Raw genomic sequence first — 18171 nt, forward strand, 5'->3', positions numbered from 1 at the left:
GTTGCTACGCAATAGGCACGGTTCTTGCTTTAACTTCAGTTAAGCCCTTTAAACCCATCGCGCCCCCGCGTCAAAGCGTGTTGGGTGTGCTGCGCGCTGGTTCGGTGGATGGTGGCGCCAACGCCACAGCCGGCACACGGCACGCTCGCACGGATGTGCTGAGGAACGGTTGCCATACGCAGGCTTCGCCGCGGGCGGTCCTTGCCTGTCCGGGCGGTCCTTGCCTGTCCGGGCGGTCCTTGCCTGTCCGGGCGGGCCGGATCGGCGCATCCCCGCGTCAGTACAATTCGATCAGCCAGTCGTTGAGCGGCTGGGTCCGGCCGTCGCCCGGGTCCTTCGCGCGTCGCAGCTGCTCGATCATGCTCCGGAACTGCCCCGGCGGGCGGCCGAAGGTCGAGCGGAAGGCGCGGTTGAGGTGCTGCTCGCTGGAGAAGCCGTGCGCGTGGGCGATCGCCGCCAGCGGGTGCGCCCCGCCGCGGCGGCGCAGCACGTTGCGGACCCGTTCGAGGCGCCGCAGCTGGATGAAGCGCGCGACGCCGCCGTCCGCGGCGAAGCACCGGTACAGCACGGTGCGCGAGATCCCGACGCCGCCGGCGATCGCGTCGGCGTCGAGGCCGTGGTCCGACAGGTGCGCCTCGATGAACGCCTCGACCTTCCGGCGGCGTCCGCCGTCGGGCTGCCCCAACGCGGCGACGGCCTCGGCACCCGGCGGCGTCCCCTTGAGGGCCGCGGCCAGGAGCATGCCGAGCACGGGGCCGAACTGGTCCGACGTGTCCGGGGTCAGCGCCTCGACGCGGTGTGTGAAGGAGATCATCAGGTCGGCGATCACGCCGGCCACCCGCTGCGACAGCACCGTGCCGTGGAAGGCCCGCGGGTCCGGGATCAGCGACCCGATCTGGTCGCGGGCCACCGCCACGGTGATCGTGTGCGTGTCGTCGCACCGGTTCCGCTGCGGCGCGCTGGTGTCGATGACCAGGATCTCGCCCGGGCGCAGGCGGCGCTCCTCGCCCTCCGCGCCGGCGACCAGGGTGCCGGAGAGCAGCAGGTGGAGCGTGAGGTGGTCGAAGCCGTCGCGGCGGACGCGGGCGACGTCGCGGTCGTGGCCGACGCCGGCGAGCCGGCGCTCGAACACCAGCATGCGGTTGAAGCGGTAGGCCCGCACCTCGGCGTGGAACGCCCCGTCCGTGCGCGTCACGTCGGCGCCGGTCGCGTAGAGGGCGTGATACGCGTCGAACCCGACGGCCGGGCGCAGGGCCTTGCTGGAGAAGGAGAGCAAGGGCAGCGACACGTTCTTCGACCCCTGCTGGCGCGGACCGCGATCGGCCTCGGCCCGCGATAACCCTAACCTATGTGAATCACCTAAAGGATTCGACAAGACTAGGGCGAGGTCTGCAACGCATAGTCGTGCGGTCGGCCGCCGTCTTCCCTGGGTGGGATCACGTATAGGCGCCTCGAACAGCTCGCGGTCTACGCAGGCGCGAAGGTCACCGCCCTCGTCGCGCCTTCAGCTGCGCAGGCCCGGTGCCTCCTGACCCGTCCGGGCCACGTACTCGGTGTAGCCGCCACCGTATTGGTGGATGCCGTCAGGGGTGAGTTCGAGCACCCGGTTCGAGAGCGCGGCCAGGAAGTGGCGGTCGTGGCTGACGAACAGCATCGTGCCCTCGTAGCTGGACAGCGCGTCGATCAGCATCGCCTTGGTGCCGATGTCGAGGTGGTTGGTGGGCTCGTCCAACACCAGGAAGTTCGGCGGGTCGAACAGCATCTTGGCCATCACCAGCCGCGCCTTCTCGCCGCCCGACAGCACCCGGCAGCGCTTCTCCACGTCGTCGCCCGAGAAGCCGAAGCAGCCGGCGAGCGCCCGCAAGGACCCCTGGCCGGCCTGCGGGAAGGTGCTCTCCAGGTCCTGGAAGACGGTGAGATCCCCGTCGAGCAGGTCCATAGCGTGCTGGGCGAAGTAGCCGAGCTTGACGCTGCCGCCGACCGCGACCGTGCCGTCGTCGGGCGCGGCCGAGCCGGTGACGAGCTTCAGAAGCGTCGACTTGCCGGCGCCGTTGACGCCCATCACGCACCAGCGCTCGCGCCGGCGGATGCCGAAATCCAGGCCCTCGTAGATCGTGCGGCTGCCGTAGCGCTTGTGCACGCCCTTGAGCATCACGACGTCGTCGCCCGAGCGCGGCGCCGGCTGGAACTCGAACGTCACCGATTGCCGGCGCTTCGGGGGTTCCACCCGCTCGATCTTGTCGAGCTTCTTCACGCGGCTCTGCACCTGGGCGGCATGGGAGGCCCGGGCCTTGAAGCGCTCGATGAACTTGATCTCCTTGGCCAGCATCGCCTGCTGGCGCTCGAACTGCGCCTGCTGTTGGCTCTCGTTCAGCGCCCGCTGCTGCTCGTAGAAGGCGTAGTCGCCGGAGAACGTGGTGATGGTGCCGCCGTCGATCTCGATCACCTTGCCGACGATGCGGTTCATGAACTCGCGGTCGTGCGAGGTCATCAGCAGCGCGCCCTCGAAGCCCTTGAGGAAGGATTCGAGCCAGATCAGGCTCTCCAGGTCGAGGTGGTTCGACGGCTCGTCGAGCAGCATCACGTCCGGGTTCATCAGGAGGATGCGGGCCAGCGCCACGCGCATCTTCCAGCCGCCCGACAACTTGCCGACGTCGCCGTCCATCATCTCCTGGCTGAAGCTCAGGCCAGCCAGCACCTCGTAGGCCCGGCCTTCGAGCGCGTAGCCGTCGAGCTCCTCGAAGCGCGCCTGGACCTCGCCGTAGCGGGCGATCAGCGCGTCCATCTCGTCGGCCCGGTCGGGATCGGAGAACGCCGCCTCCAGCGCCTTCATCTCCAGGCCGACCGCGCTAACCGGGCCGGCGCCGTCCATCACCGCCGAGACCACGCTGCAGCCCGACATCTCGCCGACGTCCTGGCTGAAATAGCCGATGGTGACGCCGCGATCGGTGGAGACCTGGCCCTCGTCGGGCTCCTCCTCGCCGGTGATCATCCGGAACAGGGTGGTCTTGCCGGCGCCGTTGGGGCCGACGAGCCCGATCTTCTCGCCCTTCTGCAGGGCGGCCGACGCCTCGATGAAGACGATCTGCCGGCCGTTCTGCTTGCCGATCTTTTCGAGGCGTATCATGCGGTGGAAAGGCCCTGGTGTGGTCCCGCGGGCCTTACGGCATCGGGCGCATCACCGAAAGGGCAGGGCTCATCTCTCGAAGCGGGCTTGCAGGGTGTGGCCGTGCATCCGCGCCGACAGCACCACCTTGGCGCCGGCGGGCAGCGGCGCCTTGAGCGTGCCGACGAGCCGGTTCGGCTCTGCGCCGGCCAGCGCCACCGTCTCGGTCCGGCCCCCGGCCTGGACGAAGGCCTTGCCGGTCACGCCGACGGTCTTGGCCGGGCCGCCGTCGTCGTCGGTGACGAAGAAGGTCAGCGCGGCGTCCGAGGCGACGAACTCGATCGGATGCCCGTCCGCCACCACCACGACGCCGCCGTTCGGGCCGGCGGCGAGGGCCGGGACGGCGAGGGTGAGGAAGAGGGCGGTGGCGAGGATGGGGCGCATGGACGGCTCCTGGGTTTTACGGGGGGAGGTCTGTCGAAGGTCCTTCGCAAGGCCTCGACATCTTCGCGATGAAGCGCGGGCCCCCTCTCCCGGGCGGGAGAGGGTTGGGGTGAGGGGCGAGAACTGTCCGGAGGGGGCACGCCCCTCATCCCAGCCTTCTCCCCCCGGGAGAAGGAGCCGCGGTGCGTCTCGCGCGATCCGTACCGGAGCCGTCGTCTGACTGCGCGGCGGTCCTAGGGGGGAGGGAGACGTAGCGGAAAGCCCCGTCAAAACGCCTCGGCCGTCGCACCCCCGGCCGGCGCCTCCGCGCGGGCGGCGGCCCGCAGGCGTTCCAGCGGCTTGCGGCCGAAGGCGAGGAACAGGATCGGCGTCAGCACCGTGTCGAGCAGCGTCGCGCTGATCAGGCCGCCGAAGATCGTCACCGCGACCGGGTGCAGGATCTCCTTGCCCGGCGCGTCGGCGCCGACCAGCAGCGGCGCCAGCGCGATGCCGGCCGCGAGCGCCGTCATCAGCACCGGCGTCAACCGCTCCAGGCTGCCGCGGATCACGAGGTCCGGCCCGAACGGCAGGTCCTCGTGGATCGCGAGGTTCAGCCAATGGCTGATCTTCAGGATGCCGTTGCGCGTGGCGATGCCGGTGAGGGTGATGAAGCCGATCATCGAGGCGACCGAGAGCGGCTGCCCGGCGAGCCACAGGCCGACCACCGAGCCGATCAGCGCCAGCGGGATGCTGCCGAGGATGATCAGGGTCAGCACCGCCGAGCGGTAGCGCCCGTAGAGCAGGGTGAAGACCAGCGCCAGCGAGACGAGCGAGAGCAGGCCGATGGTGCGCGCCGCCTCGCCCTGCGCCTGGAACGAACCTTCGAGGCTCGTGGCGTAGCCCGGCGGCCATAGGGTGGCGTCCACCTGCTCGCGGATGGCGGCGACGACCCGGCCCATGTCGGCGCCCGGCGCGGTGTTGGCCTGGACGACGATCCTGCGCCTGGCGTTCTCGCGCAGGATCTGGTTCGGGCCGTCGGTCTCGCGGATGTCGGCGATCTGGCGCGCGGGCACCCAGCCGGACGGCGTCTCGACCAGGAGGTCGCCGAGCGCCTGGGTCGTGCGCTGGGTGTCGGACAGCCGCATCACCACGTCGAAGCGGCGGACGCCGTCCACCACCCGCGAGACCACCTGGCCGTTCGAGAGCCGGCTCAATTGCTCGACGAGGGCCGCCGGCTGCACGCCGTAGAGGGCGGCCCGGGCGTAGTCGACCCGGACCTCGAGCTGCGGGATCAGCACCTGCTTCTCGACCTGCAGGTCGGCGATGCCGGGGATCGCGGCCAGGCGCTGCCGCAGGTCTCCGGCGAGGCTGCGCAGGGTGTCGAGGTCGTCGCCGAAGATCTTCAGGGCGATCTCGGCCCGCACGCCCGAGAGCATGTGGTCGAGCCGGTGCGAGATCGGCTGGCCGACGTTGACGCCGACCGGCAGCAGGGCGAGGCGGGAGCGGATGTCGGCGACGAGGGCGTCCTTGGCCCGGGCGCCGGGCTTCAGGTCCACCTCCAGGTCGGAGGAGTGGACGCCCTCGGCGTGCTCGTCGAGCTCGGCCCGGCCGGTGCGGCGGCCGACGGAGCGCACGTCGGGGATCTCCAGGAGCAGGCGCTCGGCCACCAGCCCCATCCGATTGCTCTCGGGCAGCGAGATGCCGGGGTTGAACGTCATGTTGACGGTGAACGAGCCCTCGTTGAACGGCGGCAGGAAGGCGCGCGGCAGCCACGCCGCCGCGACGCCGGCCGCCGCGACCGCGACCGCGGCCGCGAGAAGGATCGGGCGCCCGCGGGGCAGGGCGACGCGCAGGGTCGCGGCCAGCGCGCGCTTGAGCCGGCGGATCAACCCGCTCTCGTGCTGGTCGAGGCGCCTGAGGCCGGGCAGGAGGTAGTAGGCCATCACCGGCGTCAGGGTGATCGAGACCACGAGGCTCGCCAGGATCGCGACGATGTAGGCTTGGCCGAGCGGGGCGAAGAGCCGGCCCTCGATGCCGGAGAGCGCGAACAGCGGCACGAACACCAGCACGATCACCATCGTCGCGTAGACGATGCCGGAGCGCACCTCCTGCGAGGCGGCGACCACCACCGCGAAGGTCGAGCGCGGGTCGTCCGCCGCGCGGTTCTCCTTGAGCCGGCGAAAGATGTTCTCGACGTCGACGACCGCGTCGTCGACGAGCTCGCCGACGGCGATGGCGAGCCCCCCGAGGGTCATCGTGTTGATCGATAGGCAGGCGAGGTGGAACGCGATGGCCGTCGCCAGGATCGAGACGGGGATCGCGGTGAGCGAGATCGCCGTGGTCCGCAGGTTCAGCAGGAACGCGAACAGCACGATCGCCACCACCACGATCGCTTCCACCAGCACCTGCTCGACGTTGCGGATCGAGGTCTCGATGAAGTTCGCCTGCCGGAAGATCAGCCGGTCGGCGCGCACGCCCGCCGGCAGGGTCGCGGTGATCTCCGAGAGCGCCGCCTCGATCCGCCCGGTGAGCGCGACGGTGTCGGCGCCGGGCTGCTTCTCCACCGAGATCACCACCGCCGGCGCGCCCATGTAGCCGGCGTCGCCCCGCTTCACCTTGGCGGAGAACGACACCTCCGCCACCTGCCGCAGGTAGACCGGCCGCCCGTCCACGGTGGCGACGACCATGTTGCGCAGGTCGTCGAGGTTCATGGTCCGGCCGAGGTTCCGGATCAGGTATTCGCGGGCGTACTGGTCGGTGAAGCCGCCGCCGGTGTTGGTGCCGAACTGCGCCAACGCGGTCTCGAGCTGCGCCTGCGTCACGCCGAGCGCCCGCAGCGCCGTGGGTTGGGGCGCGACGCGGAACTGGCGCACTTCGCCGCCCATCGGGATCACCTGCGCCACGCCGGGGATCGACAGCAGGCGCGGCCGGATCGTGAAGTCGGCGATCTCGCGCAGGCGCATCGGGTCGACCGTGTCGCCGGTGAGCGCGACCATGACGATCTGCCCCATGATCGAGGAGATCGGACCCATGGTCGGGCTCACTTCCGCCGGCAGCTGCGGCCGCGCCATGGCGAGGCGCTCGGCCACCTGCTGGCGGTTGCGGTAGATGTCGGTGCCCCAGTCGAACTCGACATAGACCACCGACAGGCCGACGCCCGAGACCGAGCGCACGCGGGTGACGCCGGGCAGCCCGTTCATCTGCGTCTCCAGCGGGAAGGTGACGAGCTGCTCGACCTCCTGCGGGGCGAGGCCTTCCGCCTCGCTCATGATCGTGACGGTGGGCCGGTTGAGGTCGGGGAAGACGTCGACCGGCAGGCGCGTGACGGTGAACGCGCCGTAGACGACGAGGATCGCGGCGACGGCCAGCACCGCCAGCCGGTTGCGCAGGGCCTGCGTGACGAGGAACGTGAACATGCCGGCCTCCTCAGCGGATCTGGTTGAGGAGTTCGGAGCCCTGCGTCACGATCCGCTGCCCGGGCTTCAGCCCCGAGACCACCCGCACGCGGGCGGCGTCGAGCGGTTCGACCTGGACCTCGCGCGGCGCGAAGCGCTCCGGCGCGACGTGCTCGTAGACCAGGGTCTGGCCGTTGCCGCCGCGCACCACGCTGAGCCGCGGCAGGGCGAGGCCGGTCTGCTGCGTGTCGGTGGCGGCGAGCACGGTCACGAACTGGCCGGTGCGCAACTCGGGCGGCGCGTCGCGCACAGCGAACTGGATCGGCACGGCCTGGGCGCGGTCGGCGAGGCCGGCGCCGCGGTAGGCCAGCTCGAGCCGGCGCCCGTCGGCGAGCCGCGCGGTGGCGTCGGCCGTGCTGGCCAGCGCGTCGAAGCTCAGGGCCTCGACCCACAGCCGTGCCGGGTCGACGATCTTGAACACCATCGCCCCCGGGCTCGCCATCTGGCCGGCGACCGCGTTGGCCTCGGCGACCACCCCCGAGACCGGCGCCGCCAGCGCCTCCGGCTGCGAGCGGACGCCGTCGAGGGCCTTGCGGCGGTCGACCAGGCCCTTGAGCTCGGCGTCCGCGTCGTCGATCTGGACCTGCGAGACCGCGCCGCCGGGGCTCAGCTTGCGGTAGCGCTCGACCCGGCGCGCGACGATGGCGATCTGCTGGTCGAGCTCGCCCTGGCGCTGGCGCATGTCCGACACGTCCACCGCCTGGACCGGCGGCGTGACGAAGGCCAGCACCTCGCCCTTGCGCACCGGCGAGCCGAGGCGCGGGAACAGGCCGGATTCCGGCGGCGACAGCCGGCCGCCGACCGAGGATTGCACCACGCCGCTGCCGTTCGGGTCGGCGATGATCCGTCCCGGCAGCTCCGTGGTCCGCGCCAGCACGCCCGATGCGGTGACGAGGGTGCGCAGCGTCAGCACGCGCTGGGTGGGTTTCGGCACGAACACCGACCCGTCGGGCAGGCGCCGGGCGAGGTCCTGTGCGCCGGCGGCGGCCATCGGCGTCGGCGCGTCGTGGTCGTCGTCGCCGTGCGCGAAGGCGGAGGGCGCGAACAGCAGCCCGGCCGCCAGCACGAGGAGCGCGACCGCCGCGACGCCCCGGCGGGCTCGCATCAGCACCGTCGCGAGGATGCCGAGCACGAAGCCGGCGCCGCCGACGAGGAACGGCATCGGGTCGGCGCTGCGCAGGTGCGCGCCGAAATCGTGGGCGACGGCGAGGCCCGCATGCCAGGGCGCGGGCTCGACCGCCGGGGCGGGGGGGGCCGGGACGTCGATGTCGACCGGGAACAGGTCGGCCCTGCCGCCGACGGTCACCGTGAACAGCACGTCGTACGCGCCCGGCGTCGCGCTCCAGGGGGCGTCGAGGCGGTAGCTGCCGTCGGGCGCCGCAACCGCCGTCGCCTGGCCCGCCGGCGTCTCCCCCGTGATCGTCGCGTCGGCGACGGGCTCGTTGGTGTCGGCGCGGTCGAGGAACACCGTCAGGCGTCCGTCGCGCGCCACCGCGACGAGTTCGAGGGCGTCGGTGCTCGACGTGCCGCGCGGAGCCTCGACGCCGGGCGCCGCGGCGGCCTCGGAATGGTCGTGGCCTTCGTGGGCGCGCGCCGCGCCGGCCCACGGGCCGAGGGTGAGCGCGGCGGTCGCCAGGAACGCCACGAGGGCCGCCGAAAGGGCGGCGGGAAGCCGGATCGTCATGGGAGGTCGACTTTCGCATCGGGACGGAGCGCGGCTCGACCAGACGAGCCGCGTCGGGCGCGCCGGCCGGCGGCGCGCGGTCTCAGGCGAAGGGTCGAGGGGGCTCGGGAAGGGCCTCGGGCACCGCGCTCGGGCGCGCGGTCTCCGGCCCCATCGCGACGCGGAGGCCGTTCAAGTCGTCGGGGCGGACGCCGTCCCCGTCCGCGGCCGCGACGAAGACGTGGGCGCAGCAACAGCCCGGGCAGGCCACGCAATCCGCCCGGTCGGACGCCGAGTCCCCCGCGGCGACGACCGCCGCCTGCATCGCGGGATCCGGCTGGGCCGCGGCGTTCAGGATGTGGCCGACCGCGGCATGGCCGAACGCGGGATGGCCGGCGCCGGTGTGGTGCGCGTGCCCGGCATGCGCCTGGGCGAAGGCCGGGACCATGACGAGGAGCGCTGCGACCCGAAGGATCGCAGCGAGCCGTCGCAAGAGGTGCCGGGCGCTAAGCATCGCGGCGAAGCCTAGCACGATTCGGGCGAAAGGGCAGGGTCGGCTCCGATGATCAGGGATCATGCCGCTCGGGCATTGGCCAAACACCCCGTCATTCCGGGGCCGCGAAGCGGAGCCCGGAATCCAGAGCCGCCGAAGCGTGGCCGACTGGCTCCGCCTCGGTCGCGATTCCGCTCACCGCGGTTCCGCTCACGGCAAGGGCGTCGACGACCGCCTCGGGGTGGCGATGGATCGTCCAGATCAATGTCATGGCCGTGGCGTTCGGCTTCGACTTGCCCTGCTCCCAATTCTTGACCGTCGCCTCCTCCAGCCCGAACCGGAGCGCGAACTGAGCTTGCGAGAGCCGCAGGGCCTCGCGCACGCTCCGGACGGAGATCGGGTCCGGCCCGTGCTTGCGGACCGCGATGCCCAACGCCGTCAGCTCCGAGGCGAGGCGGCTCAGGCTCTCGACCTTCGGGAGCTCGACATAGGCCTCGCCCGTGTCGAACACCTCCGTCATGACCGCGTGGGCGGCCTTCACCGGAAGGTGCCTACGGACCAGGGCGCGGGCCGCCGCCACCGTGTCGAGGTGCGAGCCCGGAAGCCGCTTGAGGTTGAGGCGTTCGGCGGAGCCGTCGCGGACGAGGGTCTCGTCCCGGATTTGCACCCGTGGTCCGAACGCCGCCAACAACGTGGATCGCGTCGACATCCAATTCCTCCATGACGCCCTGCGCGATGTCGCGGAGCACGGCCGCGCCCCACTTCGTCGTCGGGTCGCCGCCGACGTGCATGCCCTTCAGCTCCAGGACGCGTCCCGACAGCGTCACCTCGGCCATCACATCGAGCGAACCCCAGGGGGTCCGCACCTCGACCGTGAAGATCGGGTCGTCGCTGGCGGCATGATCGACGACGATCCGAACCTTGCAGGCCGACACCGGTTCTTCCTGTACGCAGGATGCCTATAAGATGCCGAACGTCCGATCCGTCAAGGCCGCACCCGCGCCGAACGGGATCGGGGCTCACGACAGAACGTTCGGAGCCGCAGAGCGCGTTTTACTTCGCGCCCGTCCGCGCCAGGATCGCCCGCATCCGGGCGATCTCGCCTTCCTGCGCCTTGACGATCTCCTCGGCGAGCGCCCGCACCTCCGGGTCCTTCGAGTATTGCAGCGCGACCCGCGCCATGCCGATGGCGCCCTCGTGGTGGGGGATCATGCCGCGCACGAAGTCGGCGTCGACGTCGCCGCTGTAGCGGATCGCCATGTCGGCGTGCATCCGCGCGTCGACGGCGCGGAACGCCTGGGTCGAGGGCGCCTCGCCGGCGGCCGGCGCGGGATGGCGCCCGGCATGGTCCATGTGCTCGTGACCCATCTTATCGTGGTCCATGCGCGGCGGCGTGCTCTGTGCCAGCGCCGCGCCGGCGAAGGTGGCGGCCAGCGCGATCGCGGCGGGGCGGACGATGTTTCGCATGGGGTCGAGGCTCCTCACGGGGATGTGGGCCACCGTGAAGCTTGCCATGGTGGCAAGGTCAACCGCCGCCGGAGGATCGATCGTTCCGGGCGCGCACGCCCGCATCCGGGCCGCCCCCGAGCAGCCGCCCGCCGAAGATTCCGTTCAGCCCGATCCCGCCGAGCACGGTGACGGCGTGGATCAGGAGGTCGGTCGCGGTGGCGTCGTGCGGGTGGAACGGGACCAAGAGGGTCGCCGCCGCCGCGGCCGCCGCGAGGCCGCCGAGCGCCGCGGTGAGGTTCGGGTGCAGCGGGCAGGCGCGGCGCAGCATCACCACGAGCAGCACCGAGAGCGGCAGCGACACGCCGACGAGGAAGGCGAAGCAGCCCTCCATCGCGTGGCCGTCGGCCGGGGTGGTGCCGGGGGCGAGCCAGCCGCGCAAGCATCCGAGCCCGCTCGCGCCGACCCAGAACGCGGCCGGCACCAGCGGCAGCAGCCCCCAGCGCAGGGAGCGGCCGGGCACGCTGGTCATGAAGGCGGCGAGCGCGGCGGTGATCGCGGTGAGCCCGGCGCAGAGCGCCGCGATGCGCAGGTCCGGCGTGGCGAGGCGCATGCGCAGGCCGTCCATGTCGGCCATCGGCATCAGGATCGCGGCGACCGCCAGCACAGCCGCGAGCCAGGCCGCCGCGCGCCAGGCCGGCGGGCTGAGCCGGCGCACCGGCGCGAGGCCGCCGACGAGGTCGTCGACCAGGGATTCGTGCACGGATTCAGGCATCGCCGCCCTCCTTGTCCCGGGCCAGCGTGCCGCGCAGCGCCTTCAGGGCGCGATGCAGGTTCACCTTCAGCGCACCCTTGCTGCGGCCGGTGAGCGCCGCCGCCTCCTCCAGCGAGCGCTCGGCGTAGGCGAGCTGCTCCACCGCCTGACGCTGCCCGTCCGGCAGCGCCGCCACCGCCCGCGCCAGCGCGGCGTTGCGCTCGTCCGCCTCGATGCGGGTGTTCGGGGCGGGCCCTGCGTCGGCGTGGGCCTCGTAGGCCAGGGGGTCGTGCACCTCCTGCGGGCGGCGCCCCGCGCGGCGCAGCCGGTCGATCGCCCGGCGCTGGGTGATGGCGCGCAGCCACGGCAGGAACGGCCGCGCCGGGTCGTAGCTCGCCCGCGCCTTGTGGATCGTCAGCAGGGTGTCCTGCACCACGTCGTCCACCGCCTCGCCGCGCACGCCTTGCGCGCGGGCGATGCCTGCGATCACCGGCAGGCAGGCGTTGAGCAGCCGGCGGTAGGCCGCCGCATCGCCCGCTTGCGCCGCGGCCATCGCCGTCGCCAGACTGTCCTCGAGCGCCATCGCCGCCCTGTCGCCGCGTCGTGTCCCCGACCCTAGCGCAACGGCGCCGCCGGGGGAACGCACCCGCAGCGTGGGAGCCGGGCCGACGGCGGACAGGAACATCGGCGAGCCTCAGGAACGACGTCGGGCGCCCATCGCCCGCATCCGTCTTCGCCGGGGCGGCGTGAAGGTTACGCTCATGCCGAACCTCGCCGAGCCCGACTCATCGAGGTTCGGCCCCCCCGCGACTGCGGGGCGGCGGTCGTCCGCCGGACCTCATGGGTTCTGACCCATGAGACTTGGTATCAGGTGGCCGGCCCGAGCCGCGCCGCCCCGAAGATCCGGCCGTCGGCGCCCTGCACGATCACCGCGGCGTCGGCGCCGGCCGGGAGCGGCGTCTCCCAGGTCGCCGCCTGCCCGCTCCAGCGGCCGAGGTCCGACACGGCGCGGACGACGTTGGCCTGGGCGATGGTGCGGCCGGCGTTCTCGCCGCGGGCGACCCGGGTGGCGTGGCTCGGATCGAACCCGACGAGCGTCACGGTGCCGGCGCCCTGCCCGGCGCCGACCGCGACGACGAGGGTGCCGCCGCGCCGCGCCAGCGTCACCGGCGCCTCCGCGGAGGCCGCGCCCTCGGCCGTCGCGATCGCGCCGCGGACCGCGCCGGCGTCGGAGCCGACGAGCCCGACCCGGCCGTCGATCACCGCCTCGGGCGTGTACGACCCGCCGCCGAGCTTTTTCGCGTAGGCCGCCTGCCGGGCGGTGGCGGCGGGCAGGGCGTAGGTGTCGCGCCAGTCGAGGTGATCCCAGTAGGTGACGTGGAAGGCGAGCGGCAGAACCTCGCGCCCCTCGCCGGCGAGCTGCCCGAGCAGCGCCTCGGCCGGCGGGCAGGACGAGCAGCTCTGCGAGGTGAACAGCTCCACCACCACCGGCCGTCCGGCGGCGACGGCGCGTGTGCCGGCGAAAGAGCCGATTAGGGCGGCGAGGAGCGCGAGCGGGATCGTGCGGCGCAGGGTGGATCGCGTGATGGATCGCATGGCCAATCTCCGGAAACGGGCAAATGCCGGTGATTCGCGCCCGCGCCGTGCCGGTTACCGCGCCGCCGCGTCAGAGCGTGTCCGTCTCCTCGCCGGCCGGCTTGTCGTCGTCGCGGGCGCGATGGAGCAGGAAGATCGAGGCCACCATGGTGAGGATCAGGCCGGCGAGGACGCCGAGCTCGATCATCGAGGCCTGGAACAGGGCCGCCTTCTCCGGCGACCAATCCTTGCCGTGCATGATCTCGGAGGATTGCAGGGTGATCACCAGCACCCGCCGGATCGAGGCGATCAGCCCGACGATCAGGAACGGCTCGCAGGTGAGCCGGCCCGAGCGCATCGAGACCCGCACCGTGTGCAGGATCTCCACCAGCATCAGCAGGAACAGCAGCCGGTCGACAACTTCCAGCGTCTGCGTGGCCCCGCCGAGGGAGCGCACCGCTTCCCATGTGAGCCCGACGGCGTCGATCAGCGCGATCAGCGCCGTGAAGGCCAGGAGCAGGCCGAGCGCCGCGTAGATCGCGTGCTCGGTGTGCAGGAAGACGAAGCTGGACGCCCGCGTAAGGCGGCCCTGCGCGTGCGGATCGTCGGCCATGGCATGCCCCCCGGATGCTGCTTTGTTCCGATGAAACAGGATCGTGCGTCCGGCGTCCAGCGCAAGGGGGACGGCGTGTGGGGATCGCGGCGCTTTCCGCACGCCGGAACGGTTTTCCGGATCGCCCGGTTCTCCGTATGCAACTCAGAGGAGAATGACATGCTGACCGGCGGCCTGCTGTGGCTCATCGGGATCCCGATCCCCGTCATCCTCCTGATCTGGTTCTTCTTCCTGCGCGGGCGCTGAACACGCACTTCGCATCCTGCGGGAAGCCTACGAAAAAGGGCCGGCGCGCCTCACGCGCACCGGCCCGACATCTTTTCGCGAATCGAACTACTTGGTGATCTTCACCGAGACCGGGTCGCTCGACGGGAACGTCTCCTCGAGGGCGTCGTCGAGGCGTTCGTTCAGCTTGTCCTGCCGGTTGGCGGGGTTCGTCTCGTCGCCGGGCTTGGCGCTGCCCTGCTGGAACCCCGGCTTGTCCGCGCCCTTCGGCGTCTTGTGGTCGTCGGTCATCGGGGCAACTCCTGCGTCACGAGGCGCCGAAGACGGCGCCGATGACCGTCAACGCCGGGCCGGCCCGGGTGTTTCACGCCGCGTCGGCAGGGCGGCGGCCGCGGGCCGGGCCGTCCGGCCGGACGCCGACTCGCGCAGCACCACGTCGTAGACGCCGCCGAGGCGGTCGAGGTGGGCGTCGAGGGTGAGCGGCGCGGCCCAGTAGCGGGCATGCGCGGCCCGGCCCATCCGCGCGGCCAGGGCGTCGTCGGCGAGGCGGCGCAGGTGGGCGGCCAGGGCGTCCGGGTCGCCGGAGCGGAACAGGAAGCCGGTCTCGCCGTCGATCACCGCCTCGCGCCCCGCGCAGGCGTCGCTCACCACCACCGGCGTGCCGAGCGCCAGCGCCTCGTAGACCGTGAGCGGCTGGCCCTCGTACCAGACGCTGGGGAAGACCAGCGCGCGCGCCGACGCCATCAGGGCCTGCACGCCCGCGGCGTCGCGCCAGCCGAGCATCGTCGCCTCGGGGTAGCGCTGGGCGAGCTCCGCCCGCTGCTCACCGTCGCCGACGAAGACCGCGCGGATGCCGGCCCGCCGCGCGGCCTCGGCGAAGATCGGCGCGCCCTTCTCGGTCGAGATCCGCCCGACGAACAGGAAGTCGCCCGGCGCCCGCTCCACCATCGGCCGGTGCGCCACCGCGATCGGGTTGTCGACCCGGTGGAATTGCGTGCCGCGCGGCAGGAGTGGGCCGACCACCCGCGCCTGCAGGTCGCTGATCGTGATGACGTGGCGGAAGAGGTGCTGGAGGTCGGCCACCTGGGTCATGCCGAGGTGGCGGACGACCCGCGCGAGCTTGCGCGGAAAGCTCTGCGCGTCGCAGTTCGTCCTCAGGCAGGCGCCCGACATCGGCGTCCGGTGGCAGATCGCGGCGGCCGGGTACTCGTAGAACCCGCCCGTCGGGCAGACCAGGAAGAACTCGTGCATGGTGTAGACGAGCGGCAGCCGCGAGCGCCGCAGGGCGACGCCGATCGACGGCGACAGCGCCTTGGCGAAGGCGTGGACGTGGACCACGGTGTCGTGGGGGTCGCACAGGGCCAGCTCGGCGGCGAGCGCCCGGGCCGCGGTACGGTTCCAGATCGCCTGCGCCAGGAAGGCGAGCTTGTTGGTCGTGCTCGAGATGTCGTCCTGGTCCAGGCAGACGACGCGGATGCCGGCGGCGGCAAGGCGCGGGTCGGCTGGGCCGCAGGCGGCGAACAGCGTCACCCGGGTGCCGCGGGCGGCGAGCCCGAGGGCCGAATCGAGCGCGACCTTGGCCTGGCCGCCGTTGACGTAGGCGTGGTCGGCGACGAGGACGACGTGCACGAGGCGGCTCCCGCTCCCTGAAGTGTCCCCACGTTTACCGGAATGCAGTTGATCCCGCGTAAACCTCGGGCGGGTCGGCGATCTGCGGTTGTCCTTTTCGGATCGTCCTTGCCCAGGTCGCCCCCGCTCGACCGCCTCTCATCCGACCTCCTGTGCCGGTGTCGCCATGCACGTCGTGATCCTGGCCGAGTTCGCGAGCCCGAGCGGCGGCGCCGAGAAGGTGGCCGTGGAATCGGCCCGGGGGCTGGCCGAGCTCGGCCTGAGGGTCACCTACGTCCAGGGCGTCGCCGGCCCGGTCGACCCGCTCCTCGACCATCGCAACGTCACCCGGATCGGCCTTGACCTTCCCGACGTCTGGGCGCGAAACCCCGTGGCCGCGGCGGCGGCCGGCATCTGGCACGCCCGCGCCGCGCGCGCGCTGCAGGACGCCCTCCGGCGTCTCCCCGTCGCGCCGGACGTCGTCCACGTGCACCAGTGGACCCGCAGCCTGTCGCCCGCAATCTTCCCGGTGCTGCTGGCGGCCGGCGCCCCGGTGGTGCTGACGCTGCACGACTACTTCCTCGCCTGCCCCAACGGCGTCCACTACCGTTTCGACGCGGGCGAGCCCTGCAGCCTCGCGCCGATGTCCGCCGCCTGCATCCTGGCGCCCTGCGATGCCAAGAGCCGCCTGCACAAGCTGGTGCGGGTCGCCCGCACCGCGGCGGCGCGGCGGGCCGTGTCGGGGCGCGGGCTCCACGTGGTCCACGTCTGCGACGCGAGCCGGGCGCGGATGGGGACGATGCTCGGCGGCTACGGGCTGACGCACCACCGCGTCGACAACCCGGTGCGGGTCGCCCCCGGCGTTCCGGCCGCGCCGGAGGCGGGCGACGCCGTCGCCTATGTCGGCCGGCTCACCCGCGAGAAGGGCGCCGACCTCGTCGCCGCAGCCGCCCATCAGGCCGGCCTCACGGCTTTGTTCGTCGGCACCGGGCCTCTGGAGGCGGAGCTGCGCGCCATGCCCGGCGTCGAGCTGCTCGGCTGGCGCTCGCCGGAGGCCGTGCAGGCGGAGTTGCGCCACCGCGCCCGCGCGCTCGCGGCGCCCTCGCGCTGGTACGAGACCGGGCCGCTCACCGTCTACGAAGCGCTCGCCGCCGGCATCCCTGTGGTCGCCTCCGACCGCTCCGGCGCCGCCGAGAAGGTCCTGGACGGCACCAGCGGTTTCGTCGTCCCGCCCGAGCCCGCCGCCCTCGCCGTCGCCTTCGCCAAGCTCGCCGACGATGCCCGCGTCGCCGCGATGGGCCGGGCGGCGCATGCCCGCTACTGGGCCGCGCCGATGACGATCGCCCGGCACGCCGAGACGTCGGCCGCGCTCTATGCCGGCCTGCGGCGCACGCCTCGTGATGCGATGCAGCAAGAGCCCGCCGGCATCGCCGCCGAACGCCCGGCCCTGCATCCGCTATGACGAGCGAGTCCGACCTATCGTCTGTTTCGAATCAAGTTTTCGACCGCCGCCGCGGGACCCGCAAGCGATGAATCGCCAATCCCGGCCGTCGTGTCCGTCTGCTCTGTCGGCCATTGCAGTAACACGACGGCCATTCTGTCAGGTGCCGAGCCTGTTGCCGCCGGACGGAGGCACCTGCAGCCACTTCACTGTTGATTAGGCAACGATTTTTTGTTCCAAGAAGGTGCCTTGACTTATTGTTGCAACGCAACATAAATCCGGTCGGCACCGGCGATCGCTTCGAAATCGCCCGGTGAACGACGACCTCCGAGGAGCTGAAGATGCAGACCCCGAACTTCGAGATCCCGACCGAGATGCGCGACTTCGCCGAGAAGAGCGTCGACCAGGCCCGCACCGCCGTCGGCACCCTGATGGGCAACGCGCTCAAGGCCGCCGAGCAGGTCCAGACCTCGGGCGTCTCGCTCCAGTCCTCGATGCAGGCCGCCGTCGCCAAGGGCTTCGACCACGCCCAGACCAACGCCAACGCCACCTTCGATTTCGCGCAGAAGCTCGTGCGCACCAAGGACCTGCGCGAGGCCTTCGAGCTGCAGTCCGAGTTCGTCCGCAGCCAGATCGCCGCGATGCAGGCGCAGGCCAAGGACCTCGGCGCCATCGCCCAGAACGCCGCGCGCTGAGCCGACGCCCGGCCCCCTATGGGGCCGGACATGCCGGCCGCCCCGGCGCCGTGACGTCCCGTCGGCGCCGCGCGCCGCCTGGCCGGCGACACGTTGCGCCGGGCGGCAACTGGTCTACCTTGCTGCCCGTTTCCGATTCGCACGCGAGCCGGAACGGAATCCGGACGGCCTCGAGGGACTTCGACGATGGGCAAGCAACGGACGCCGCAGGGCCGATCGACCGGCCGCCGCCCGCCCGCGAAAGCGCCGACCCCGCTGAAGGCCAGCGCGCTCGAGGCGGCCTTGCACCCGGCCGAGGACGCGTTCCCGGCGGTGCCGTCGGAGGCCGCGCCCGAGCCGCTTCACGCCCACCTGCTCGACACGGTCTCGCCCGAGGCGCTGAGCGCCGCGACGCCCGCGGCCGAACCGCAGGCCGCGCCGGCCGAGATGCCGGTGCCTGCCGACGCCAACCTCGCCGAGGCTGACCTCGCGGAGACCGATCTCGTCGCCGCGCCGTCCGCGGAGCCGGAGACGTTGTCCGAGGAGGCCGAGGCGCCGGTCGCCGAACCCGAAATTGCGGCGGCTCCCGAGCCGAGCCCGCCCGTCGAGGCCGCGCCGGTCCCGGCCGCGGAGCCCGAGGCTGCCCCCGCCTACACCAACGTGGTGCCGCTGAAACCCGCCGCGCCGTCCCGCCC

The 18171-nt window shown here is 72.3% G+C and carries 17 protein-coding genes and 1 pseudogene; 4 read left to right on the top strand and 14 right to left on the bottom strand.

The annotated features are described in order from the left end of the window. Positions 1-277: 277 nt before the first annotated feature. The 12 genes from FV226_RS07985 to FV226_RS08040 all read right to left on the bottom strand — a co-directional run bounded on the left by FV226_RS07985 (position 278) and on the right by FV226_RS08040 (position 13528). On the bottom strand, positions 278-1288 hold the full coding sequence (locus FV226_RS07985) for a helix-turn-helix domain-containing protein (protein ID WP_147762481.1): 1011 nt from the start codon (positions 1286-1288) through the stop codon (positions 278-280). Between the two features lie 216 nt (positions 1289-1504). Continuing rightward, entirely contained in the window at positions 1505-3127 is a 1623-nt protein-coding gene (locus FV226_RS07990; protein WP_147762482.1) for an ABC-F family ATP-binding cassette domain-containing protein, read from the bottom strand. Between the two features lie 69 nt (positions 3128-3196). Beyond that, positions 3197-3550, bottom strand: a complete 354-nt coding sequence (locus FV226_RS07995) for a hypothetical protein (protein ID WP_147762483.1) — start codon at positions 3548-3550, stop codon at positions 3197-3199. A 266-nt stretch (positions 3551-3816) separates the two neighbouring features. Beyond that, entirely contained in the window at positions 3817-6945 is a 3129-nt protein-coding gene (locus FV226_RS08000) for an efflux RND transporter permease subunit (RefSeq protein WP_147762484.1), read from the bottom strand. Between the two features lie 10 nt (positions 6946-6955). Then, a complete protein-coding gene (locus tag FV226_RS08005) occupies positions 6956-8668 on the bottom strand; it encodes an HlyD family efflux transporter periplasmic adaptor subunit (protein WP_147762485.1) in 1713 nt (570 codons plus the stop codon). Positions 8669-8750: 82 nt separating this feature from the next. After that, complete coding sequence (locus FV226_RS08010) at positions 8751-9161, bottom strand: hypothetical protein (protein ID WP_147762486.1); 411 nt, start codon at positions 9159-9161, stop codon at positions 8751-8753. Positions 9162-9252: 91 nt separating this feature from the next. After that, positions 9253-9849, bottom strand: coding sequence for a type II toxin-antitoxin system MqsA family antitoxin (locus tag FV226_RS08015; RefSeq protein ID WP_147762487.1), 597 nt, complete (start codon positions 9847-9849; stop codon positions 9253-9255). Between the two features lie 344 nt (positions 9850-10193). Further along, positions 10194-10607 (bottom strand): DUF305 domain-containing protein, encoded by a 414-nt coding sequence (locus FV226_RS08020; protein ID WP_238271104.1) that lies wholly within the window; start codon positions 10605-10607, stop codon positions 10194-10196. A 58-nt stretch (positions 10608-10665) separates the two neighbouring features. After that, on the bottom strand, positions 10666-11361 hold the full coding sequence (locus FV226_RS08025) for an NrsF family protein (RefSeq protein WP_147762488.1): 696 nt from the start codon (positions 11359-11361) through the stop codon (positions 10666-10668). Beyond that, positions 11354-11923, bottom strand: coding sequence for a sigma-70 family RNA polymerase sigma factor (locus tag FV226_RS08030; protein WP_147762489.1), 570 nt, complete (start codon positions 11921-11923; stop codon positions 11354-11356). The genes FV226_RS08025 and FV226_RS08030 overlap by 8 nt, the downstream gene beginning before the upstream one ends. A gap of 284 nt (positions 11924-12207) precedes the next feature. Continuing rightward, positions 12208-12936 (bottom strand): DUF1223 domain-containing protein, encoded by a 729-nt coding sequence (locus FV226_RS08035; protein ID WP_147762490.1) that lies wholly within the window; start codon positions 12934-12936, stop codon positions 12208-12210. Positions 12937-13006: 70 nt separating this feature from the next. After that, positions 13007-13528, bottom strand: coding sequence for a phosphate-starvation-inducible PsiE family protein (locus FV226_RS08040; RefSeq protein WP_147754506.1), 522 nt, complete (start codon positions 13526-13528; stop codon positions 13007-13009). Here FV226_RS08040 and FV226_RS08045 point away from each other — a divergent pair. Then, positions 13511-13774: a hypothetical protein gene (locus FV226_RS08045; RefSeq protein WP_147754505.1), complete on the top strand. Its 264-nt coding sequence runs from the start codon at positions 13511-13513 to the stop codon at positions 13772-13774. The two genes, FV226_RS08040 and FV226_RS08045, sit on opposite strands and share 18 nt — an antisense overlap. An 87-nt stretch (positions 13775-13861) precedes the next feature. On the opposite strand, the gene FV226_RS08050 is transcribed toward FV226_RS08045, so the two are convergent. After that, complete coding sequence (locus FV226_RS08050) at positions 13862-14044, bottom strand: hypothetical protein (protein WP_147754504.1); 183 nt, start codon at positions 14042-14044, stop codon at positions 13862-13864. A 48-nt stretch (positions 14045-14092) separates the two neighbouring features. Continuing rightward, a complete protein-coding gene (locus tag FV226_RS08055) occupies positions 14093-15382 on the bottom strand; it encodes a glycosyltransferase family 4 protein (protein ID WP_147762491.1) in 1290 nt (429 codons plus the stop codon). A gap of 166 nt (positions 15383-15548) precedes the next feature. Between FV226_RS08055 and FV226_RS08060 the strand changes: the two genes are divergently transcribed. The 3 genes and pseudogenes from FV226_RS08060 to FV226_RS08070 all read left to right on the top strand — a co-directional run. Further along, positions 15549-16823 (top strand): glycosyltransferase, encoded by a 1275-nt coding sequence (locus FV226_RS08060; RefSeq protein ID WP_147754502.1) that lies wholly within the window; start codon positions 15549-15551, stop codon positions 16821-16823. A gap of 320 nt (positions 16824-17143) precedes the next feature. Continuing rightward, on the top strand, positions 17144-17497 hold the full coding sequence (locus FV226_RS08065) for a phasin (RefSeq protein WP_147762492.1): 354 nt from the start codon (positions 17144-17146) through the stop codon (positions 17495-17497). A gap of 186 nt (positions 17498-17683) precedes the next feature. Then, a pseudogene (locus FV226_RS08070) lies at positions 17684-18171 on the top strand (hypothetical protein); the annotation flags it as partial.

Origin of the sequence: Methylobacterium sp. WL12 (assembly GCF_008039475.1) — a bacterium.
Classification (GTDB): Bacteria; Pseudomonadota; Alphaproteobacteria; order Rhizobiales; family Beijerinckiaceae; genus Methylobacterium; species Methylobacterium cerastii.